Consider the following 18,036-nt stretch of genomic DNA (forward strand, 5'->3'; position numbering starts at 1 on the left):
CGTGAGCCAACTGCTTGAAGTGCGCGATTTGCGCGTGAATTTTGGGGCACACGAAGCGGTGCGCGGCGTGAGCTTCGACATCGCGGCGGGCGAGACGCTGGCACTGGTCGGCGAGTCGGGCAGCGGCAAATCCGCGACAGCGCTTTCGGTCATGCAGCTCGTTGCCGAGCCCGGACGCGTCACGGGTAGCGTGCGATTCGAAGGGCGCGAGCTGCTGGGGCTGCCGCCCAGGGCGGTGCGCGAGCTGCGCGGCAAGCAGATCTCGATGATCTTTCAGGAGCCGATGACCTCGCTCAATCCGGTGCTCTGCATCGGCGAGCAAATTGTGGAGACGTTGCGCCAGCACGAAGCGCTGTCGCGTCGCGCCGCTCGCGCGCGCGCCGTCGAATTGCTCGATCTCGTGCGCATTCCCGAGCCGCAGCGCCGCTTCGACGACTACCCGCACGAGCTATCCGGTGGCCAGCGCCAGCGCGTGATGATCGCGATGGCCGTCGCGTGCCACCCCCGTCTGCTGATCGCCGACGAACCCACCACCGCGCTCGACGTGACCATCCAGGCGCGTATTCTCGAACTGCTCGACGCGCTGCGCCGCGAGCTATCGATGTCGCTCCTGCTGATCACGCACGACCTGGGCGTCGTGGCCGATCATGCTGACCGCGTAGCGGTGATGCTGGCCGGGCGCAAGGTCGAGGAGGCGCCAACCCAGGACCTCTTTGCGCATCCTCGTCACGCTTATACGCAAGGTCTCCTGAACGCTTCGCTCAATCTGGCCGATGATTTGCACTACCGGTCGTGGACCTTGCCGGAAATCCGCCACACGGTAACGGAAGATCGGGCCGGTGAGGAGGGGGGCTTCGTAGTGGTGCCGCGCAAGGTGCCCGAGCGCGCAGCGCCGGGCGCGCGGGAGGCGGCTGCTGCGCCGCTGCTCGCCGTGCGCGACCTGCGCGTGGCGTACCCGCAGCGCCATGGCGCGCCGCCGCTTCACGCCGTGGACGGCGTGTCGTTCGAGATTGGCCGGGGCGAGTCGGTCGGGCTCGTGGGCGAATCGGGCTGCGGCAAGTCCACGCTTTCGCGCGCGATCATGCGTCTCGTGCCGGTTGCGAGCGGCTCGATCGCGCTCGACGGCACTGAGCTCGTGCCGCTGCGCGAGCGCGCGTTGCGGCCTTTGCGGCGCAAGGTGCAGATGGTCTTTCAGGATCCCTATGCATCACTCAACCCGCGCCGCACGGTGGGCGACATTCTCGAAACCGTACTGGCCGTGAACGGTGTGGGCGACCCGGCGGCGCGCCGTGCGCGCGTGCGATTGGCGCTTGAGCGCGTGGGTCTTCCCGCGGCAGCGCTCTCGCGTTTCGCGCATGAGTTCTCGGGCGGCCAGCGCCAACGCATTGGCATCGCGCGCGCGCTCGTGCTCGAGCCCGCGTTGCTGATCTGCGACGAGCCGGTATCGGCGCTGGACGTCTCGATTCAGGCGCAAATCCTCAATCTGCTCGTCGAACTCAAGCGCGAGTTGGGGCTTTCCATGCTCTTCATCTCGCATGATCTTTCGGTCGTGCGCTATATCGCGGACCGCGTGCACGTGATGCAACAGGGCAAGATCGTCGAGAGCGGCGACCATCGGGACATCTGGCGCGCGCCGCGGCATCCGTACACGCGCACGCTGCTCGCCGCGATTCCCGGGCGCGAGCTTGCGGCCGAAGCGGCTTGATGAGCGCGCAGTGGCACAACGGTCAGCGAGATGGCGCTTCAAGTGCTTCAATGAGCGTTGCGCCGCCTTTGCCGGTTGGCCTCCGATCCACTGCCCATTCTGGCCCCTATGACAAACCCCACCGAAATCAAGGCCCTCGTATTCGACGTCTTCGGCACCATTGTGGACTGGCGAAGCGGTGTCGCGAGGGAAGCCAGCGCTTTTCTGCAGCGCCACGCGCCGAGCCTCGATGCTTTCGCGTTCGCCGACGCCTGGCGACGCGAATATTCACCCTCGATGGAGGAAATCCGCAGCGGGCGCCGGCCATACGTGCGCCTCGACGTTCTGCATCGCGAGAACCTCGTGAAGGTGCTGGAGCGTAGCGGCATTGCCGGGGTGACGGACGCCGAGATCGACGAACTCAACCTGGCCTGGCATCGTCTCGATCCGTGGCCGGATGCGCTCGGGGCGCTGAACCGTCTGAAACGCCGATTCATCATCGCCCCTTTGTCTAACGGAAATATCCGGCTCATGGTGGATATGGCGAAGCGCGCCGGTTTGCCGTGGGACGCGATTCTCGGCGCCGAAGTGGTTCGCGCTTACAAGCCCTCACCGCAGGTGTACAGCGAGACGGTGGACATTCTGGGTCTCGCGCCAGCCGAACTGTGCCTTGTCGCGGCGCATAACGGCGACCTTGCCGCGGCGCGCCGGCTTGGTCTTTCCACCGCGTTCGTCGTGCGGCCGACCGAGCACGGACCCAATCAGAAGACGGACCTGAAAGCGGACGAGGCGTGGGATTTCGTCGTGGGCGATTTGAACGAGCTTGCGAGTCAGCTTGATGCCTCGATAGATTGAGCTTTTAATGGTAATTGCCATGGAGGGCGTCTCTCGAGATCAGGGGCTATATGCGCTGCACAAATTGTGGCTTCGAATGCCGCGAGGGCGCGAGATTTTGCGAGCAGTGCGGCACCCACATCGCTCACACTGCGTCGCTCCCATCCCCGGTCGATTACACGCCTTCGCACCTGGCCGAGCAGATCCACGCCGCGCAGGCGGCCCTCGAAGCCCGCGGCAAAGCGCTCAGCGAACGTAAGACGATTACCGCATTGTTTGCGGACATGGCCGGCTCGACAGCGCTCATATACGGGCTGGACCCGGAAGAGGCTCACCGGCTGATCGCGCCCGTCATCGAATTGATGATGGAGGCCGTTCACCATTACGAGGGCTTTGTAGCGAAATTGCTCGGTGACGGCATTCTGGCCTTGTTTGGCGCGCCGATCGCGCACGAGGACCATCCGCAGCGCTCGCTCTATGCGGCACTCAGAATGCAGCAGGCCATGCGCCGTCATAGTGACCGCATTCGCCTCGAGCGCGGCATTCCCTTGCAGATACGCGTGGGTGTCCACACCGGCGAAGTCCTCATGCGCTCGATCCACAAGAACGACCTGCAAGCGGACTATGACCCTGTCGGCAACACGATCCATGTCGCCTCGCGCATGGAGGCCATTGCGACGCCGGCATCGATACTGGTGAGCCAGTCCACCTACAGGTTGACCGAGGGCTATTTCGAGTTCAAGGCCTTAGGGCAGACACAGGTCAAAGGCGTGGTCGAACCGCTTGCCGTGTATGAGGTGCAGGGGCCTGGCGTGCTGCGCACACGTCTTCAGGTGGCCGAGCGGCGCGGGCTCGCGCGGTTCGTCGGACGCGAGCCTGAACTCCAGACATTGCGCGAGGCGCTCGATGCGACCCGAGCCGGGCAATACAGCATCGTCGGCGTGGTTGGCGAAGCGGGCGTGGGGAAATCGCGGCTCTTTCATGAGTTCAAACGCTCGGCGCTAAAAGGCTGCCTCGTGGTGGAGACGTTCTCGGTCTCGCATGGCAAGTCGTTCGCGTATTTGCCACTCATCGAATTGCTGAAGAACTACTTTCAGATCACCTCCGAAGATGACGAACGGCGAAGCCGCGAAAAGGTGACGGGCCGGGTGCTTTCCCTCGAACGCAATCTCGAGGATGGAGTGCCTTATTTGCTCCATTTGCTTGCGGTCGGCGAAACTAGTCCGGCCCTCGTGCAAATGGATTCGCAAATTCGGCGCGACCGCACGTTCGAAGCCATCACGCAACTCTTCGTGCGCGAAAGCGCGAACGAACCCGTCGTCCTGGTGTTCGAGGACCTGCAGTGGCTCGACAGCGAGACGCAAGCCTTCCTCGCTTACCTGGTTGAGCGCGTATCGAGTGCGCGCCTGCTGTTGCTGCTGAACTATCGCCCGGAGTATCAGCACGATTGGGGAAATCGCAGCGCGTATGCGCAGCTGGTGCTGGAACCGCTGGATCGTGCCGATGCGCAGGGCCTCATCAGCGCGCTCGTCGGCGACGATCGAACGCTTTCTGGCGTCAAGCAGCATGTGCTCGACAAAACGGAAGGCAATCCGTTTTTTATTGAAGAAGTCGTACAAACTTTGGCCGAAGAACACGTCCTCGTGGGGGAGCCTGGCCATTACCGAATGGAAGCGGCACCGGTCGCACTTCATATCCCGACCACGGTGCAGGGCGTGCTCGCTTCGCGTATTGACCGGCTGCACGCCGCAGACAAAGCGTTGTTGCAGACGCTCGCGGTAATTGGAAAAACGTTCCCGGCAAATCTTGTCCAGTGTGTCGTCGACCTGCCGGACGACGAGCTGTACGCGAGCTTGTCACGTCTGGAAGCGGGGGAGTTCATTTACGAGCAACCCGCTTTTCCGGAGATGGAATACGGCTTCAAGCATGCATTGACGCAGGAAGTGGCAGGCAGCTCGATGCTGGCCGAGCGGCGCCGGCTTTTGCACGAACGCATCGGCCAGGCGATAGAAGCGCTTTTCCATGCGCGTCTTAAGGACTACTGGAACGAACTCGCGCATCACTATAGCGTCAGTGGAAACGTACCGAAAGCGGTCGAGTATTTGCTCAGCGCCGGTCAACAGGCGTGGCAGCGCTCGGCTAGCGCCGAGGCGCTTCGCCAGCTCGGGATGGCGCTGGATCTACTCTCAGGCCTGCCAGAAACGCCCGAACGCGCCGATCGCGAACTCGCGTTACGGCTTGCTATCGGGCCGGTCTTGATGGCCGCGAGAGGATGGGCTTCGCGCGACGTGGAGGCGACCTACTCACGTGCGTTGGAGCTGTGCAGACTGGCTGGGCAAACGCCGCATCTGTTCCGCGCTCAAAGCGGGCTGCGGATGTTTTATCAGTTGAGCGCGGAATATAAAACGGCGAAAGAAATTGCCGAGCGGCTGCTCGAACTGGCCGAGCGCGCGGACAATCCCACGCAAGTCATGGAAGCGCATTATCTACTCGGCATGAGCTTGTTCAGGCTCGGAGACCTCTCCGCTGCGCATGCCTACCTTGCCGGCCTCGCGCAATCGTCGTTGCTGCAGGACGCCGGGAAGCTCGATGAAGATGTCTTTGCGCACGGGCGGGATCCGCGCAGCGTGGGCGAAGGCAGCCTGGGCCTCGTTCTCTGGCATATGGGCTACCCGGACGCAGCGTTAAGACATGCTGAACAAGCGCTCACTCGCGCCCGCTCGATACACGATCTGGTTAGTCTCGGCCAAACGCTCATTTTCAAGGCTGAGCTCCATCAATTGCGCCGCGAGGCTGCGCAAACTTATGCCTGCGCCGAGGCCGCCATCGCCCTTGCAACGGAGCAGGGCTTTCCCATGATTCTCGCCTGGGCGACCATGCTCCACGGCTGGGCGCTATCGGAGGCAGGAGAAAAGGAAGAGGGTATTGCTCAAGTGCGTCGTGGCCTCACCGACTATGAAGCGACCGGCGCTCGTCTTGGCCGCTCGTACTTTCTCGCATTGTTGGCGCAAACCTACGCCAAGGCGGGTTTGCGCGACGCCGGGCAACATGCGCTGGCCGAGGCAATCGCGGCTTGCGAAACATCGGACGAACGCTATCACGAGCCCGAGTTATATCGGCTCAAAGGCGAGTTGTCGCTGCTTCCTGCGGGGCGTTCGAGCGTCGCAGGCGGGGACCGCGATGCAGCAAAGGCGAATTTCAGCGAAGCCATGGCAATCGCTCGTCGCAGGGGCGCCAGATCGCTCGAACTTCGCGCGGCGTTGAGCCTGGCGGAACTTCATACGGAAGAGGGAAGCGTGCGTGCGGCTCGGGAGATACTCGCGCCTGTTTATGAATCGTTCACCGAGGGTTTCGCAACGGCAGACTTGCGAGAAGCCAGGCAATGGCTTGAGGCACCCGTATAGAGCACGAACCGGAAGTTGCGGGTGTTAGCGCTTCGGCGCGGTATCTCTGGGAAGCACATGGCAGGCCAGCACCGAAGCGTCTGCCTGCCCATGCCGGTTCGCAGTCGCCACGGCCTGCAACCTCGAATTCGACGCGCAAACGACGCTGCCCGGCCTGTCGGCGATTCCCCAACACCATTCGGCCAAGTGATGGTCGCGCCCAAACTAGCATCGTCGCGATGCACGTTGGGACGGGCTTTACACGGATCGTGCCCGGATGGCATGACACCTGCATAGTGTGCCGCGAGTCTCTATAGCGCCCCTGTCGGCATGTATGTCGACGGCGTGCTGGAGAACTCCGTTGGCGACCGCTACTGCCACGCTTGTCCAACGACCTGTGAAGCGCAGAGGCGTAACCGCGGAGGCTCACGTGGACCAAACGGGGCTGGGTATGGCTGCCGGCACGATCGTGCTTGTTATCGCTGTGGTTGGCGTGGCGGCGCACTACCTTCGTGAGCGTCGGCGGGCTGATCTGCTGCGCAACTTCGATCACCACGAATGGTGGCAACGCAATCACGGAGCAGCCTGTTCTTCAGGCAGGACGCCGCGAGCAAACGAATACGACGCCTGGAAATGAAACCGATACAGGAGGAAATGAGTGAAGTGAAGCGGCTTGTTGGTGCAAACAAGAAGGCTTGTCCCCCCATGTGACAATCGTTAGAGGTATCTCATCATGAAATCCCCTGGTCAAACATTCGTTATCCTTATTATTGCATCTGCTCCGGTTGTTTCGTTCGCGCAATCGAACGCGGCCGTGACTCCCGAGCAGGTCCGCGCCGAACTCGTGCAACTGGAACAGGCTGGCTACCGCCCAGGTGACGGCGACAACACAAACTATCCGGCCGATATCCAGGCCGCTGAAGCGCGCGTGGCCGCGCAGAACGGCGGGAGCAGTTACGGCGGGATGGTTGGCGGCGCGTCAGCGTCCGGTGCGCCCAAGGCCGCCGACGGCATGAAGCCGATTTACTTCGGTCAGTAAGCCATTAGGTTGACGAAGCCCTTCCTCCGGATGGAGGGGGCTCTGTTCGGGCTCGTCACACGCCGCGAAATGAGGGCCGGACTTTCAGGCCCATTGCGTGAAATCTGAAAAGCTGCGAGCATTCTGGCCCCGCGTGCCCAGGCTTGACCGGGCACGCGGAATGCGCACAATTTTTTGAAAACGCTTAACACCGCTCATTGACTGGCATGTGGTCCATGACGTCATCAGTCCGCTATGTGGGAATTTCCGCAATCTGCGCCTTATTTGCGGCTTGCGGACAAATCGCGCCCAAACAGGCTGTGTGCAACGCTGATTCCTGTCGCGCGCGACATGAGGTGGTGCAATCCGGCGAGGCGTCATGGTATGCGGAAAAATTCCAGGGGCATCAGACCGCAAACGGGGAACGCTTTGATCCCGGCGCATTGACGGCTGCGCACCGCACATTGCCGCTCGGCAGCTATGTGCGCGTCAGGTCGTTGGCAACCGGAAAGTCGGTTGTCGTGCGCATCAACGATCGCGGGCCCTATGTCAAAGGCCGCATCATCGATCTCTCTTATGCCGCGGCGAAGACCCTGGGCTTGACGGACGCACGGTCGATGCAAGTGCAGATCGAACGTGTGCAGGACACGGCAAACGCACAGACAGCGCCGGACGACAGCGGAATCTTGACGACAGGAAGGTGAAACGAGGCGTGGTCCGAGTCACGCCACGCTCCTGTCGCAAAATCCTCGACGTCGCACTCTTCAACCTGCCAAAGCCCGCTGCATCAACCGGCAGTTTGAGCGGCGTTTGCGCTGCGCTGCCTGAAATGGCTCGGCTTCAGCGCCACGACGGCTACGAGACTGAGCGCGATGCCGATCATCACATAGAGCACCGGCGCCAGCGGCGAGCCCGTGAGCGCAATGAGCCAGGTCACGAAAGTCTGTGCAAAGCCGCCAAAAATCAGGACAACGACATTATTGACCACGGCGAGCGACGTCGCACGCGTGCGCTTGGGGAACATTTCGGCAAGCGTCGTGCAATAGACGCCAAGGAAGGTCGCGCTCAGCACGCCAATCACAATCTGCGTGACCAGGAGCCGGGGGACGGACGGCGCCGCCACGACCCACGCATAGAGCGGATAGATCGCAACCAGGTAAGCGCCCAGCGAGGCGACCAGCAGTGTCTTGCGGTCGTAGCGGTCGGATAGCGCGCCCGCGATCGGCGTGACGATCAGCATGACGATGGCCGCGATCATTTGCACCATGAAGCTTTCCGAAACGGGCAGCTTGAGAACCTGCTTCGCGTAGGTGACGGTGTAGCCGAACGTGACGTAGAACGTGACGGTGCTCGCCACCACCATGCCCATGCCGATCAGATAGTCGGACAGTCCACGCTTGACGGCGGCCGCCTCCGTCGCTCGGACACGCGGCGCTGCGTGGATGCGTGCATAGGTTTCGCTTGCGTGGCGGCGCAGGTAGATGGTCAGCGGCGCAATGAGCAGGCCCACCGCGAACGGGATGCGCCAGGCGCCCGCGAGCTGCTGCTCGGGCGTGAACGCCTGCGTGACCACCATGCCGAGCGCGGCGCCCAGCATCGTCGACATGAGTTGTCCGCTCATCTGCCACGAGCCGTAAAAGCCAGTGCGATTCGGCGGCGCCAGTTCGATCAGGAACGCCGTCGAAGTGCCGAATTCACCGCCTATCGAGAACCCTTGCAGAAGCCGGGCCACGAGCATCAGGAGCGGTGCCGCGAGACCGGCGGTCGCATAGGTCGGCGCGAAGGTCATGATCGCGGCGGCAAGCGCCATGATGCCCATGCCGAGCGTCATGGCCGCCTTGCGGCCATACGTATCGCCGTAAAGGCCGAGGAGAAGGCCGCCCACGGGCCGCATGAAAAAGCCCGCGCCGAAGAGGGCCGTGGTCAGCAAGATCGCGTTCAGATCCGCGCTCGCTACGCCGTGCGAGGCCGGAAAGAACAGCTTGCTGATGATCGGCGTCATCGCTGCGAAGATGGTGAAATCGAACCACTCCATCGCATTGGCCAGCACGGCGGCCACGATGACGGGCTTGATGCCTGGTTGAGTGCCCATCGGCTATTCCCGGGTATTGGTTGAAGGACGGTCCAGCATGGTTCGGTCAAGAGGCGGGTGCCATTTCGGGGAACACAGGTTCGCCGAGATTGAGCATCAGCCGGTTCGCCCACGCGAAAATGGCGATCGAATGGATCAGGTCGAGAATTTCGGCGTCCGTTAGACCGGCCTCGCGCAATTCGCGCAACTGGCCTGCATCGATCTCGTTCGGGTGCTCGGTCAGCGCAGCCGAGAAACGCGCGATCGCCTCTTCGCGCTTTGTCGTACCGGCGCTGTGAGGATCGGCGAACACCTGGCGGATAACATCGTTGCGCTTGGCGAGCTGCTCGAAACGCTGGGCATGCACCGACGCGCAATACACACAGCCGTTGAGCCGCGAAACAACAGTGGTCGAAAGTTCCCGCTCCGCGCGAGGCAAACCGCCGGGTGCGTACATGATCGCGTTGAACGCGGCGGAGCGCTGTCGCAGGATTTCGGGCTGGTGAACGAGAAATCGGTAGTAGTCCGAGATTTTTGCCTTGGGATGGCTTTCTTCGAGAACGGCGATCTGCTCCGTGGTGGCGTGGTCGAGATCGACAACGTCGAGCCACGCGTCCCATTCCAGGGATTCGTTGGTAAAGCCGTGCGAACGGATGATGTCGTTCATGATGAGCGCTCCAGCTGCTTGAGGGCTTGCAGTCCCGCGACGAGGCGCGTCTGGTACGACAGAAAGGCGATCAGCTGGGCGAGCGCGACGACGGCGGGCGTCGTCAATCCGGCGGCGGGCAGCGTCTGCAGCGCGGCCTTGTCGCCAGCGACCGGATTTTCGATCAGCGTACGCGTGAACGCGAGGATTGTGCGCAGGCGCGGCGCAGAGAGATCCTCCGGCGCACCCGTTTGCACGGCGGCGAGCGTCGCCGCATCGACTTCGTGTGCAGCCAGTTCGGCGCGGTAGTGGGCAACGAGCGCCGGGGAGGGTGCCAGGCGGCTCGCGTAGAGCGCGACGAGCAATCGCTCGACAAGCGTGAGGCCGCCGAGTACGGGATCGAACAGCGCGTCGTAGCTGCCCTGGGTCGCTTCCACCACCTTGGCGCGCTGGTGCCGTAACGCATGCGTGGCCGAGTCGGCCGCCAGGCTGGCGACGCGATCGATAATGTCGTCGTTAGTGTCGTATGTCATGGTCAAGTCCGGAAAACTGCAGATTCACACACGCTCATTTCGCTTCGCGCTCGGCGAGTGCCGGGGGCGGTGGAGCGGGCGTCCATTCGTCGCCTTCGACTTCCGGCTCGGCGAAAGCCGCCATGTTGGCGTAATGCAGTTCGACATCCTCACGATAGAACGTCGCGGCAAGCCCCTGCGCGAGCCGCTTCGCGCCTTCGCTGACAGCGGGGATGTCGCCCGACAGCGCGCCGTGCGAGAGCGTCGCTGGTGCGCAAAAGCAATGAATGCGCTCGAGTCCGGGGCACGCGCCGGGAGTCTTTTCCTGAAACTCGAAGGCCGGTCCGAGGTCGGGCGAATCGGCAAGCTCGATGTCATCGTCGCCTGCGGGCGACGCGTAGCGGTCTTTCCACGCACGCACGTGGCGTGCGAACGGCGCGAATTCCGGGCGGCTCGCCAGATCGATACGGAAGCCGGTTGCGAACACCAGGAAGTCCAGTACGAAGACACCCTTCGGTGTGCTTACGTAAAGTTCGTCGTCCACCTGCTCGATGCCGATGACCGGCGCACCGAGGTTGAATCGAGCGTTGGCATGGCGTGACACGCGCAGCGTACTGCCGCGCGGCGGCGGCACCTGCTGCACGTTGATGTAGTGGCGGATGCGCCACTTCCAGTCGTCGGACAGCGCGACATGGCCGTGCGTGAGGCCCGGATTCCCTGCGCCTTTGCCTTTGTTGATACGCGGGATGTCCGCGCGGCGAATCAGCAGATCGACCGAGGCCGCACCCGCTTCGAGCGCGGTTGCGGCGCTGTCCATTGCCGACGCACCCGCGCCGATGACACCGACGCGCTTGCCGCGCAGCGTGCCGTAGTCCAACACATCGGACGAGTGGGCATAGAAGCGGCGCGGCACATCACGCACGAATGCAGGCACGGACGGGCCGCCCAGGCCGTCGCGGCCCGTCGCGAGGACGACATGGCGCGCGACGACGGTCTCGCTGCCAGCGGGGCTCGTCACAGACAGCGCGACGCTGCCGTCCGCGCGTGGCGTGATTGCGGTGACCCTGTGTTCGTTACGCACGTCGATATCGAGTACGTCGCGATACCAGCGCAGATAGTCCATCCATTGCAGGCGCGGGATCTTGTCGAGCGCATCCCACGCCTCTACGCCGAACTGTGCTTCGAACCACGCGCGGAACGTGAGCGAGGGCAGGCCGAGGGCGGGGCCCGTGAGCTGCTTCGGAGAACGTAGTGTTTCCATGCGCGCCGTGGTGGCCCATGGGCCTTCGAAACCGCGCGGCGACTGATCGTAGATAACGGCGTCGATGCCGAGATGGCCGAGCGCGGCGGCCAGCGCAAGCCCGGCCATACCGCCGCCCACAATCGCTACATTCATGACGGAGCGGCCGTCGAGGGTGCGTTCGGGTATCCAGCGCTTCGCGGGCAGTTCGAGCCACGCGAGATCCTCGCGCAGGCGGGCTTCGAGCGCGGCAAGACCTGCGGACGATGGAGTGGTCGGATTCATTACGGCAAAGATTCCTTGTTGGCAGGCAGATCGCCATACAGCGACTGCAGGACTTGAGCGTGCTCGGCGCTCGCGCGCAGCGCGAAATCGGGCAGCACGGCGCGGGCTGCGTCGGCGAGCGCGCCGATGAGCGTCGCCGCCACGGGGGGCAGCGCGATGGCATCGCGCGAGATCACGCCAAAGAAATACGGAATGTCGGCGTCGATCGTGCGGATCGCGACGCCGGCAAGCGGCATGCCATAGGCCGTGACCGGTTCGAGCACCGAGATGCCGAGACCGGCGCGAACCGCGGTCAGCGCGTTCATCGACGAATTCGTTTCGATCAGTCCGGCTGGTGTGACGTCTGCTTGTGCGAACGCATGGTCGAGGCGGCGGCGCAAGCGATAGGGGTTCTGCATGGTGACGATGCGCCGGCCCTCGCAGGCCGATAGCGGCAGCCGGTCATGGCGCGCCAGGGGGTCGTCGTCGCGCAGCGCCGCCACGCACGCGGATTGCCCGATCCAGTGCACGACCACGCCGCGGTGTTCTAGCGGCAGGCTCGCCACGCCAATATCGGCCGCGCCCGTGAGGACATCGTGCACGACCTGCTCGGGGGGCATGCTGCGCAATTGGATCGTCTGCGCGGCGCCTGCGAAATCGGTGCGCGCGAGCGCGACGGGCACGAGGCCAGCGGCGAGCGCGGAAGTGGCGGCAATGCGCAGCGGCCGGGTTTCGCCGCGGCCAATCTCGCCGGCGCGCTTCTGGATCTGATGCAGTCCCGTCAGCACGTGCTCGACGTCCTGATAGAGCAGGATGCCTTGCTCAGTCGGCGTGACGCGCGGGCCATTGCGCGTGAACAACGGATACCCGACCTCGGTTTCGAGCTCCTGTATCAGCCGCGTGATCGCGGGCTGCGAGCGCCCCAGCAGGCGGCCGGCGGCGGTGACGCTACCGGACGTGATCACTGCGGCGAAGGCTTCGAGCTGGCGTAGTTCCATCTTCCGGTTAGTGTCGGGGCGTACAAGAATTCAGAATCTGCATTCTGAAGCGTCCAGAATGTGTTTTTCAAATAATGAATTTTTATATCGTTATTCCCGAACAGCGAAAGAGGGGTTTGCCCTAGTGGGGGCTGATCTCAACCGCGCAAAGCTCGCGATTTCGCTTGGGAAGATCGGTCGCGCACCTTGGTCGCGACCTTTCCGGAGAGGCAGGCACAGGGCCGCTTACGGGGAAGGGCGGCCGTCTTGAATGAGCAGTTGCGCTCACGCTTCGAGCGACGGTCTCCGACGCCTACGCGCGCGCATTGCTGGAGACCGGCCCCGCCGCGCGCCGGCCACGCGAGCGCGCGAGCACGGCTCGGCGCAGGGGGGTGTCGTAGTAACGGTCGGTGGCCCACGCGAGCAGCACGACGCCGGGAAGCAGTAACAGCGCGGTGACGCCGCTTGGATGGGAAATCCCGTGGATGTGGTAGACGATCTCCTGCACGATGATCTCGAACGGCACGTGCATCGCATAGATGCCATAGGAAACCATGCCGGAGAAGGCGCAAAGCCGCAGGAGCCGCGCGGGCGGTTCCACGCGGGTCGTCACCCATACCAGCGCGGGTGGGACGACGAGCGCGAGAAACAGATCGGACGCGTGTTGATGAGCCGCAGGCCACGAAACGCAGAGCAGGCCGATTACGGTCAGGAGGACGGCGACCGTCGCAAGATGATTGTGGGATTGTCCTGGGCGGCGGTGGCGGTATAGCAGCAGGCCGGCGGGAAACGAATAGCCCACGCGCGCGAAGCCCAGGTAGAACGACGACCAGAATGCGCCGCCGTTGAGGGTGGATGTGTACGCGGCGATACCGAGCCCGACACTCGACACGCACATGATGAGGAAGAGCGTTCGGGTGCTCAGAAAGCGAAAGAAAAGCCCGTAACCCAGGCTCACCATCAACTCGAAGAATAGCGACCAGGCCGGAAAATCCAGCGGGTAGCTAAAATCAATGGTCGTTAGCCATGGGTAGAAGGTGGGCAGTGCCACATGGCTCGGCAGCATGAGCACGCTTACCGGAAGCGCCGAAGCAATCTCGGCCCAGTAGGACGTCGGCAAGCGAACCATCATGGCGATGACGCCAAGCGCGAGACCGGCAAGGTAGAGTGGATACAGGCGAACCACCCGTAGCAAGAGGTATTGGTGGAACTTTAAGGAACCCGAAATAATCTTCTTATCATAAGCACTACCAATGACAAAGCCGCTCATCGCAAAGAATAGATCGACTGCAAGATAGGCGTGGGCAAAGACTGGTGAATGGTACATCAGAGAAAAATGCTGGACGAGGACAAACAGTGCGCCTATGCCGCGCAGGCCATCTAGCGTGGCGTATCTCGAGCTCGTATTCGTAGTATCCATGTCCCCGCCCTGACGTTTTTTTGCTTGCTGTCCTTCGCCAAAATAGAGTGCGACGGAGCGGGGGTTGGTGCGTTAATTAACATAGCCAGCGATTTTGCATATAAGGAATGCCCTTACCGGTTCGGAACCACCCATTGCAGATTTGCGTTGCTGCATCCAGCCGGTTGTTTCGCGGCCTCGAGCGCTTGCAATAGGCCGATGGCGCTGCCCAGCCGCAGGAATATTACAAAAAACAAACAATTGTTCGGATATCTAAGCTTTCATTTCGCAATCCCGGCGCTTACGATGCCTTGCGGGCGCGTCACGCGGCAAGCGCACCCGGCATCGACGGCACGCGATTCACCCGGTTGCGCTCCTTAGCGTCATACATCGCCCGGTCCGCCGTTTTGACCAGATCGGATGCGCGCTCGCCCGGCTGCAGCACCGCCACGCCGAGACTCGCTCGAACGCTGTAGTTGCGGCCATGCACGTCGAAGGGCGCCTCCAGCGCAGCTGTGATGCCGGTGGCAATCTGCGACGCGGCGTCGCGCGCGCAATCGTCTTCGACGATGACGAGAAACTCGTCGCCGCCCAACCGTCCAATCCGTGCACGGCCCTGCGTCGCGTCGGTCAGACGACGCGCGATTTCGCCAAGGATCGCATCGCCCAGATGGTGCCCGAAGGTGTCGTTGAGCTCCTTGAACCGGTCGAGATCCACAAAGATGACAGCAACACGGCCGGCCGCACCGGGTCTCACGATGACCGCTGCGAGTAGATCCATAATGCGGGCGCGATTCGACAGGCCCGTGAGAGCGTCCGTGTGCGCGAGCTGCCGCAACGCTTCTTTGCCCCTAAGCAGTTCGAGGATCAGTGCGGTGATCCACGTCGACAGTCCCACGAGAATTACCGAAATGACGGTTGCCATAGTCAGGTAAACACGGCGCATCCTCCAGTAGTCGTCGAGGGCTTCCGCAACAGACAGACCTGCTACGACCGTCAGTCCATACTGCTTGATCTCTCGGGTCGAGACGATGCGCTCGACATGGTCGATCGGATCAGGGGATGCTCCGATGGCAGTGCGCACACCGAGGTAGCCGCTTGGCGATGCGTCGCCCGTGCGGCTGGGTGCATCGCCTGCTCGGCGCGAAAGCATGAAGCCACGGCGGCTCAACACCGCGATCATGCCGTGCTCGCCCAGCGCAGCACTATAGAAGCCGTCGGTGAGCCACGCCGGGTTTTCCGATACGACCACGACGCCGCCGAAGCTGCCGTCTGGGCGGTTGATGCGACGTGTCGCCTGGACCGACGTCTGATGCGAGATCCGGCCGACGACCGGTTGGCTGAGATAGAGCCCGACATCTGCGCGCTCGCGATGCATGCGGAAATGCTCGCGGTCACTCAAGTCGACTTCGCCGGAAAACGGAATCGTCGAAACGATCACGCGTCCGTTTGCGCCCACAACCGTCACCTGCAACGCGGTGTCAGCCGTGACCAGTCCGTAAGACTGGTACTTCTTGAGATCGAACGTCGTGGGCGAGTTCTCATACCCGAACTTGATGAGCAGCGCGATCTCGTCGACGTCGTGGATCGTTTTGAGCGTGTGCGTTGCCAGCGCGCTCGCCGCCGTTCCCGCCGCGACGCGCGCATTGTTAAGCGCAGCGTCTTTTTCGAGGCGCAGTCTCTCGAGGATGGTGACCCACAGTACGGCCAGGATCAGCACGGTCAGCGCGGGCAGCAGGATGAGCGCCCAACGCGGCACGTCGCCTCTTTCGGTGCCAGCCGGCCGGCTCCGCCTGAGAATTGTCTGCAGTCTGCTCACGTCCGGCCCCGTTTCTTGCGCGAGCCTTACTGGCTGCTGGCTGACGCTTTGGCGCGTCAACACGACCTCGATAGTAGGTGGGGCCTCGCCCCTCGTCTTTGCTGCACCGTTATAACGGCAGCCTCGTCCGGAAGTTGATGGCCATTTGCGAAACAGCACGGACGTACTGGTCACGGGGCAGTCACGGCGGCTCCATAAGATAGGGCGCGACGTTGCGAGCACACCGGTTTTGAGGGGGGCAGGCACAGCAGATCGATCGGGTGTCATAGCGTAGACGCCTGCCAGCGCGTTTTCGCATATAGGGGAAACCCCCCATCAAGAAGCGCCAGTGGCGCGGATTTAACAAAGTTAGAATAAAGTCTCTAGATTGTTCGGCGGGCGTCGCGCGGGTTGCGGGCGACGGCGTGCGGACGATCGGCCGCAGTGGCAGCGGCCACGCCTGTTGGTGAGCACCTGGAGCCAATTCGTGAGCAGTCCTCAAGAGAAGTTGTTTGCCACTACCGCAGCCTGTGCGGCTGCGTTCCCAGTCCTGGCCGGTCATATGGTTGCCGGTTTCAGCGAACTCACGCGGTTGAATCTCGCGATGTACAGCGCTCGACTCACCGGCACGCAGAACACCCGGGACGGCATCCTGCCGCCGCAGACGCGGGGGCCGCGTGCCGGGAATCGGGCCGTCGGGTTGCCGCTGTTCGCCGATCAGTTCGTCGCGTCGCCCAGCGCCGTGCTCGAAATGACGCTGCAAACGTCAACCTCGCTCAATCGGCTTGCCCTTGAGGGTTATGTCGCCTTGCACGACATCCCGAGCAAGGATACGGAATCCATGTCTCCCAGACGGCGAAGTCCGTCGCGCTAATGTCGCGCGCTGTCCGGAGCGCCATTGCGCACCGGATCGCCGCTGGATACCGATCTCTTTCTAAATGGCCCGATGCCAGGGAGCGCCATGCTGAGCCCCCACGAACTTGCCACGTTGATGCTCGTGAAGGATGCCCCTGAGCGGATGGACGCTGGGCGCGAGGAAGTTGGCGTGCTTCGCGCACTTGAGTTGATTGCGCTCGAGCAGCCCGATGCGGGCCGGACGATGCCTCGCGTGACCCCGCGAGGCGAGGCAATGTTGCGTGCCATTGCCCGGGCGCGCTGAGCGCAGGCTCCTGGTCGAGGGCCTGCCACGAGCGCGACCTGTATTTGTGATGCGCGCCGCCTGCGTCATGAAGCGGTTACCCCGGAACTAACTGAGGAGACTGTCGTGGACCAAACCTGGCTGGGTATGGCGACCGGCACTATCGTGCTTGTTGTTGCCGTGGTTGGCGTGACCGCGCACTACCTGCGTGAGAGGCGTCGGGCTGAGCTTCTGCGCAACCTCGATCATCATGAATGGTGGCAACGAACCCGGTCACGGCGTTGAGTGCGTCGGGTGCACAGCAGGTGACTCCGATGCAGGAGAAGAGTAGTGCGTATAAGAACGATGTGGACACAACGAACAGGGAATCAATTGTGAGCAGCGAATTTGCCGAACGGGATCTGGCGCATATCAGGAACGTATTAAGCCATCTCGAGCATTCGGCCGACAGCGTTCGCGCCGCGGAGATCGGGACGGTGATTAGCCTGAGCTACTGGCGGACGAGGCTTCGCGCCATTCTGGCAATGCCTTTGCTACCCATGCACATTGAAAAGCAGGCAAAGGATCTGCTTGGTCGTCTCGATCGGCTTGAGACGCTATCTCCTTGTGCTGGGACCGACGGCGCCGCCGCATCGTCGCTCCCAGCGCGTCGAGAGTCAGGTGGGCATTCGCAATGACGGTGCCCGACCGTACGAGGTTAAGCCCTCTGTCCGAACGAATAGCGTGGCCTGGGGAAGCAGAACACTTCCCAGTGGTAGTCCTGTTTTAATAGGCGAACGCGCCGCCGGAGCGGCGCGTAGTCGCTATGAATGACCCGAAGAGTTGGAGGTTGGCAACGGGCCGATGGCAGCAGATTATCGCGTCTGACTTTCCTCGGTCAGCAGCGACGCGTGGCGAAGTTGGCAGCAAGCCGCATTCGCAACAGGAATATTTGAGTGTTTCGTATTTTACATAATGAAAATTATCGACATTTTTAATGTTAGGGCTTTTTTGAAATGTCCGGTTCTGGCTCATTAGAAATGTCCGATTCCTGCCCTGGTTGACGCGCACGCTCGCGTGAGGCGTCGACCAG

At 62.6% G+C, this 18,036-nt stretch carries 16 protein-coding genes; 9 read left to right on the plus strand and 7 right to left on the minus strand.

Features of this window, described 5'->3' with window-relative positions; translation table 11 throughout:
• Position 1 precedes the first annotated feature (1 nt).
• The 6 genes from JMY28_RS11170 (at position 2) to JMY28_RS11195 (ending at position 7,623) form a co-directional block, all read left to right on the plus strand.
• Entirely contained in the window at positions 2 to 1,705 is a 1,704-nt protein-coding gene (locus JMY28_RS11170) for an ABC transporter ATP-binding protein (RefSeq protein ID WP_201695952.1), read from the plus strand.
• 108 nt (positions 1,706 to 1,813) lie between these two features.
• Entirely contained in the window at positions 1,814 to 2,539 is a 726-nt protein-coding gene (locus JMY28_RS11175; RefSeq protein ID WP_201695954.1) for a haloacid dehalogenase type II, read from the plus strand.
• A gap of 50 nt (positions 2,540 to 2,589) precedes the next feature.
• Positions 2,590 to 5,922: an AAA family ATPase gene (locus JMY28_RS11180; RefSeq protein ID WP_201695955.1), complete on the plus strand. Its 3,333-nt coding sequence runs from the start codon at positions 2,590 to 2,592 to the stop codon at positions 5,920 to 5,922.
• Between the two features lie 430 nt (positions 5,923 to 6,352).
• On the plus strand, positions 6,353 to 6,538 hold the full coding sequence (locus tag JMY28_RS11185) for a hypothetical protein (RefSeq protein ID WP_201695956.1): 186 nt from the start codon (positions 6,353 to 6,355) through the stop codon (positions 6,536 to 6,538).
• Between the two features lie 96 nt (positions 6,539 to 6,634).
• Positions 6,635 to 6,940: a DUF4148 domain-containing protein gene (locus JMY28_RS11190; RefSeq protein WP_201695958.1), complete on the plus strand. Its 306-nt coding sequence runs from the start codon at positions 6,635 to 6,637 to the stop codon at positions 6,938 to 6,940.
• Between the two features lie 215 nt (positions 6,941 to 7,155).
• Positions 7,156 to 7,623 carry a septal ring lytic transglycosylase RlpA family protein gene (locus JMY28_RS11195; protein WP_236596791.1) on the plus strand — a complete coding sequence of 156 codons (468 nt, stop codon included), beginning with the start codon at positions 7,156 to 7,158 and terminating at the stop codon, positions 7,621 to 7,623.
• Between the two features lie 83 nt (positions 7,624 to 7,706).
• Here the strand turns inward: JMY28_RS11195 and JMY28_RS11200 are convergent, their stop codons facing one another.
• From JMY28_RS11200 to JMY28_RS11230, 7 genes are all read right to left on the minus strand, one after another.
• Positions 7,707 to 9,011, minus strand: coding sequence for an MFS transporter (locus JMY28_RS11200; protein WP_201695959.1), 1,305 nt, complete (start codon positions 9,009 to 9,011; stop codon positions 7,707 to 7,709).
• Between the two features lie 46 nt (positions 9,012 to 9,057).
• Positions 9,058 to 9,657 (minus strand): peroxidase-related enzyme, encoded by a 600-nt coding sequence (locus tag JMY28_RS11205; protein WP_201695961.1) that lies wholly within the window; start codon positions 9,655 to 9,657, stop codon positions 9,058 to 9,060.
• Positions 9,654 to 10,169, minus strand: coding sequence for a CMD domain-containing protein (locus JMY28_RS11210; RefSeq protein WP_201695962.1), 516 nt, complete (start codon positions 10,167 to 10,169; stop codon positions 9,654 to 9,656). Before JMY28_RS11210 ends, JMY28_RS11205 begins: the two co-directional genes overlap by 4 nt.
• A gap of 34 nt (positions 10,170 to 10,203) precedes the next feature.
• Entirely contained in the window at positions 10,204 to 11,673 is a 1,470-nt protein-coding gene (locus JMY28_RS11215; protein ID WP_201695963.1) for a flavin-containing monooxygenase, read from the minus strand.
• Positions 11,673 to 12,650, minus strand: a complete 978-nt coding sequence (locus tag JMY28_RS11220) for a LysR family transcriptional regulator (RefSeq protein ID WP_201695964.1) — start codon at positions 12,648 to 12,650, stop codon at positions 11,673 to 11,675. Before JMY28_RS11220 ends, JMY28_RS11215 begins: the two co-directional genes overlap by 1 nt.
• A gap of 292 nt (positions 12,651 to 12,942) precedes the next feature.
• Positions 12,943 to 14,049, minus strand: coding sequence for an acyltransferase family protein (locus JMY28_RS11225; RefSeq protein WP_201695965.1), 1,107 nt, complete (start codon positions 14,047 to 14,049; stop codon positions 12,943 to 12,945).
• Between the two features lie 301 nt (positions 14,050 to 14,350).
• Positions 14,351 to 16,006 carry a diguanylate cyclase domain-containing protein gene (locus JMY28_RS11230; RefSeq protein WP_236596792.1) on the minus strand — a complete coding sequence of 552 codons (1,656 nt, stop codon included), beginning with the start codon at positions 16,004 to 16,006 and terminating at the stop codon, positions 14,351 to 14,353.
• Positions 16,007 to 16,313: 307 nt separating this feature from the next.
• Here JMY28_RS11230 and JMY28_RS11235 point away from each other — a divergent pair, with 307 nt between their 5' ends.
• From JMY28_RS11235 to JMY28_RS11245, 3 genes are all read left to right on the plus strand, one after another.
• Entirely contained in the window at positions 16,314 to 16,700 is a 387-nt protein-coding gene (locus JMY28_RS11235) for a hypothetical protein (protein ID WP_201695968.1), read from the plus strand.
• A gap of 87 nt (positions 16,701 to 16,787) precedes the next feature.
• The gene (locus JMY28_RS11240; protein WP_201695969.1) at positions 16,788 to 16,985 is read left to right on the plus strand and encodes a hypothetical protein; all 198 of its coding nucleotides are present in this window, start codon (positions 16,788 to 16,790) and stop codon (positions 16,983 to 16,985) included.
• Between the two features lie 233 nt (positions 16,986 to 17,218).
• The gene (locus JMY28_RS11245) at positions 17,219 to 17,641 is read left to right on the plus strand and encodes a hypothetical protein (protein ID WP_201695970.1); all 423 of its coding nucleotides are present in this window, start codon (positions 17,219 to 17,221) and stop codon (positions 17,639 to 17,641) included.
• Positions 17,642 to 18,036: the final 395 nt, after the last annotated feature.

The organism is Paraburkholderia hiiakae, from assembly GCF_904848665.1.
Lineage (GTDB): Bacteria > Pseudomonadota > Gammaproteobacteria > Burkholderiales > Burkholderiaceae > Paraburkholderia > Paraburkholderia hiiakae.

Bases quoted from the DNA above. Each gene is read 5' to 3' on its own strand.
- JMY28_RS11240 (WP_201695969.1), top strand. From the start codon at position 16,788: ATGCTGAGCCCCCACGAACTTGCCACGTTGATGCTCGTGAAGGATGCC.
- JMY28_RS11215 (WP_201695963.1), bottom strand. From the start codon at position 11,673: ATGAATCCGACCACTCCATCGTCCGCAGGTCTTGCCGCGCTCGAAGCC.
- JMY28_RS11225 (WP_201695965.1), bottom strand. From the start codon at position 14,049: ATGGATACTACGAATACGAGCTCGAGATACGCCACGCTAGATGGCCTG.
- JMY28_RS11175 (WP_201695954.1), top strand. From the start codon at position 1,814: ATGACAAACCCCACCGAAATCAAGGCCCTCGTATTCGACGTCTTCGGC.
- JMY28_RS11195 (WP_236596791.1), top strand. From the start codon at position 7,156: ATGACGTCATCAGTCCGCTATGTGGGAATTTCCGCAATCTGCGCCTTA.
- JMY28_RS11185 (WP_201695956.1), top strand. From the start codon at position 6,353: ATGGCTGCCGGCACGATCGTGCTTGTTATCGCTGTGGTTGGCGTGGCG.
- JMY28_RS11190 (WP_201695958.1), top strand. From the start codon at position 6,635: ATGAAATCCCCTGGTCAAACATTCGTTATCCTTATTATTGCATCTGCT.
- JMY28_RS11245 (WP_201695970.1), top strand. From the start codon at position 17,219: ATGGTGGCAACGAACCCGGTCACGGCGTTGAGTGCGTCGGGTGCACAG.
- JMY28_RS11210 (WP_201695962.1), bottom strand. From the start codon at position 10,169: ATGACATACGACACTAACGACGACATTATCGATCGCGTCGCCAGCCTG.
- JMY28_RS11180 (WP_201695955.1), top strand. From the start codon at position 2,590: ATGCGCTGCACAAATTGTGGCTTCGAATGCCGCGAGGGCGCGAGATTT.
- JMY28_RS11220 (WP_201695964.1), bottom strand. From the start codon at position 12,650: ATGGAACTACGCCAGCTCGAAGCCTTCGCCGCAGTGATCACGTCCGGT.
- JMY28_RS11200 (WP_201695959.1), bottom strand. From the start codon at position 9,011: ATGGGCACTCAACCAGGCATCAAGCCCGTCATCGTGGCCGCCGTGCTG.
- JMY28_RS11205 (WP_201695961.1), bottom strand. From the start codon at position 9,657: ATGAACGACATCATCCGTTCGCACGGCTTTACCAACGAATCCCTGGAA.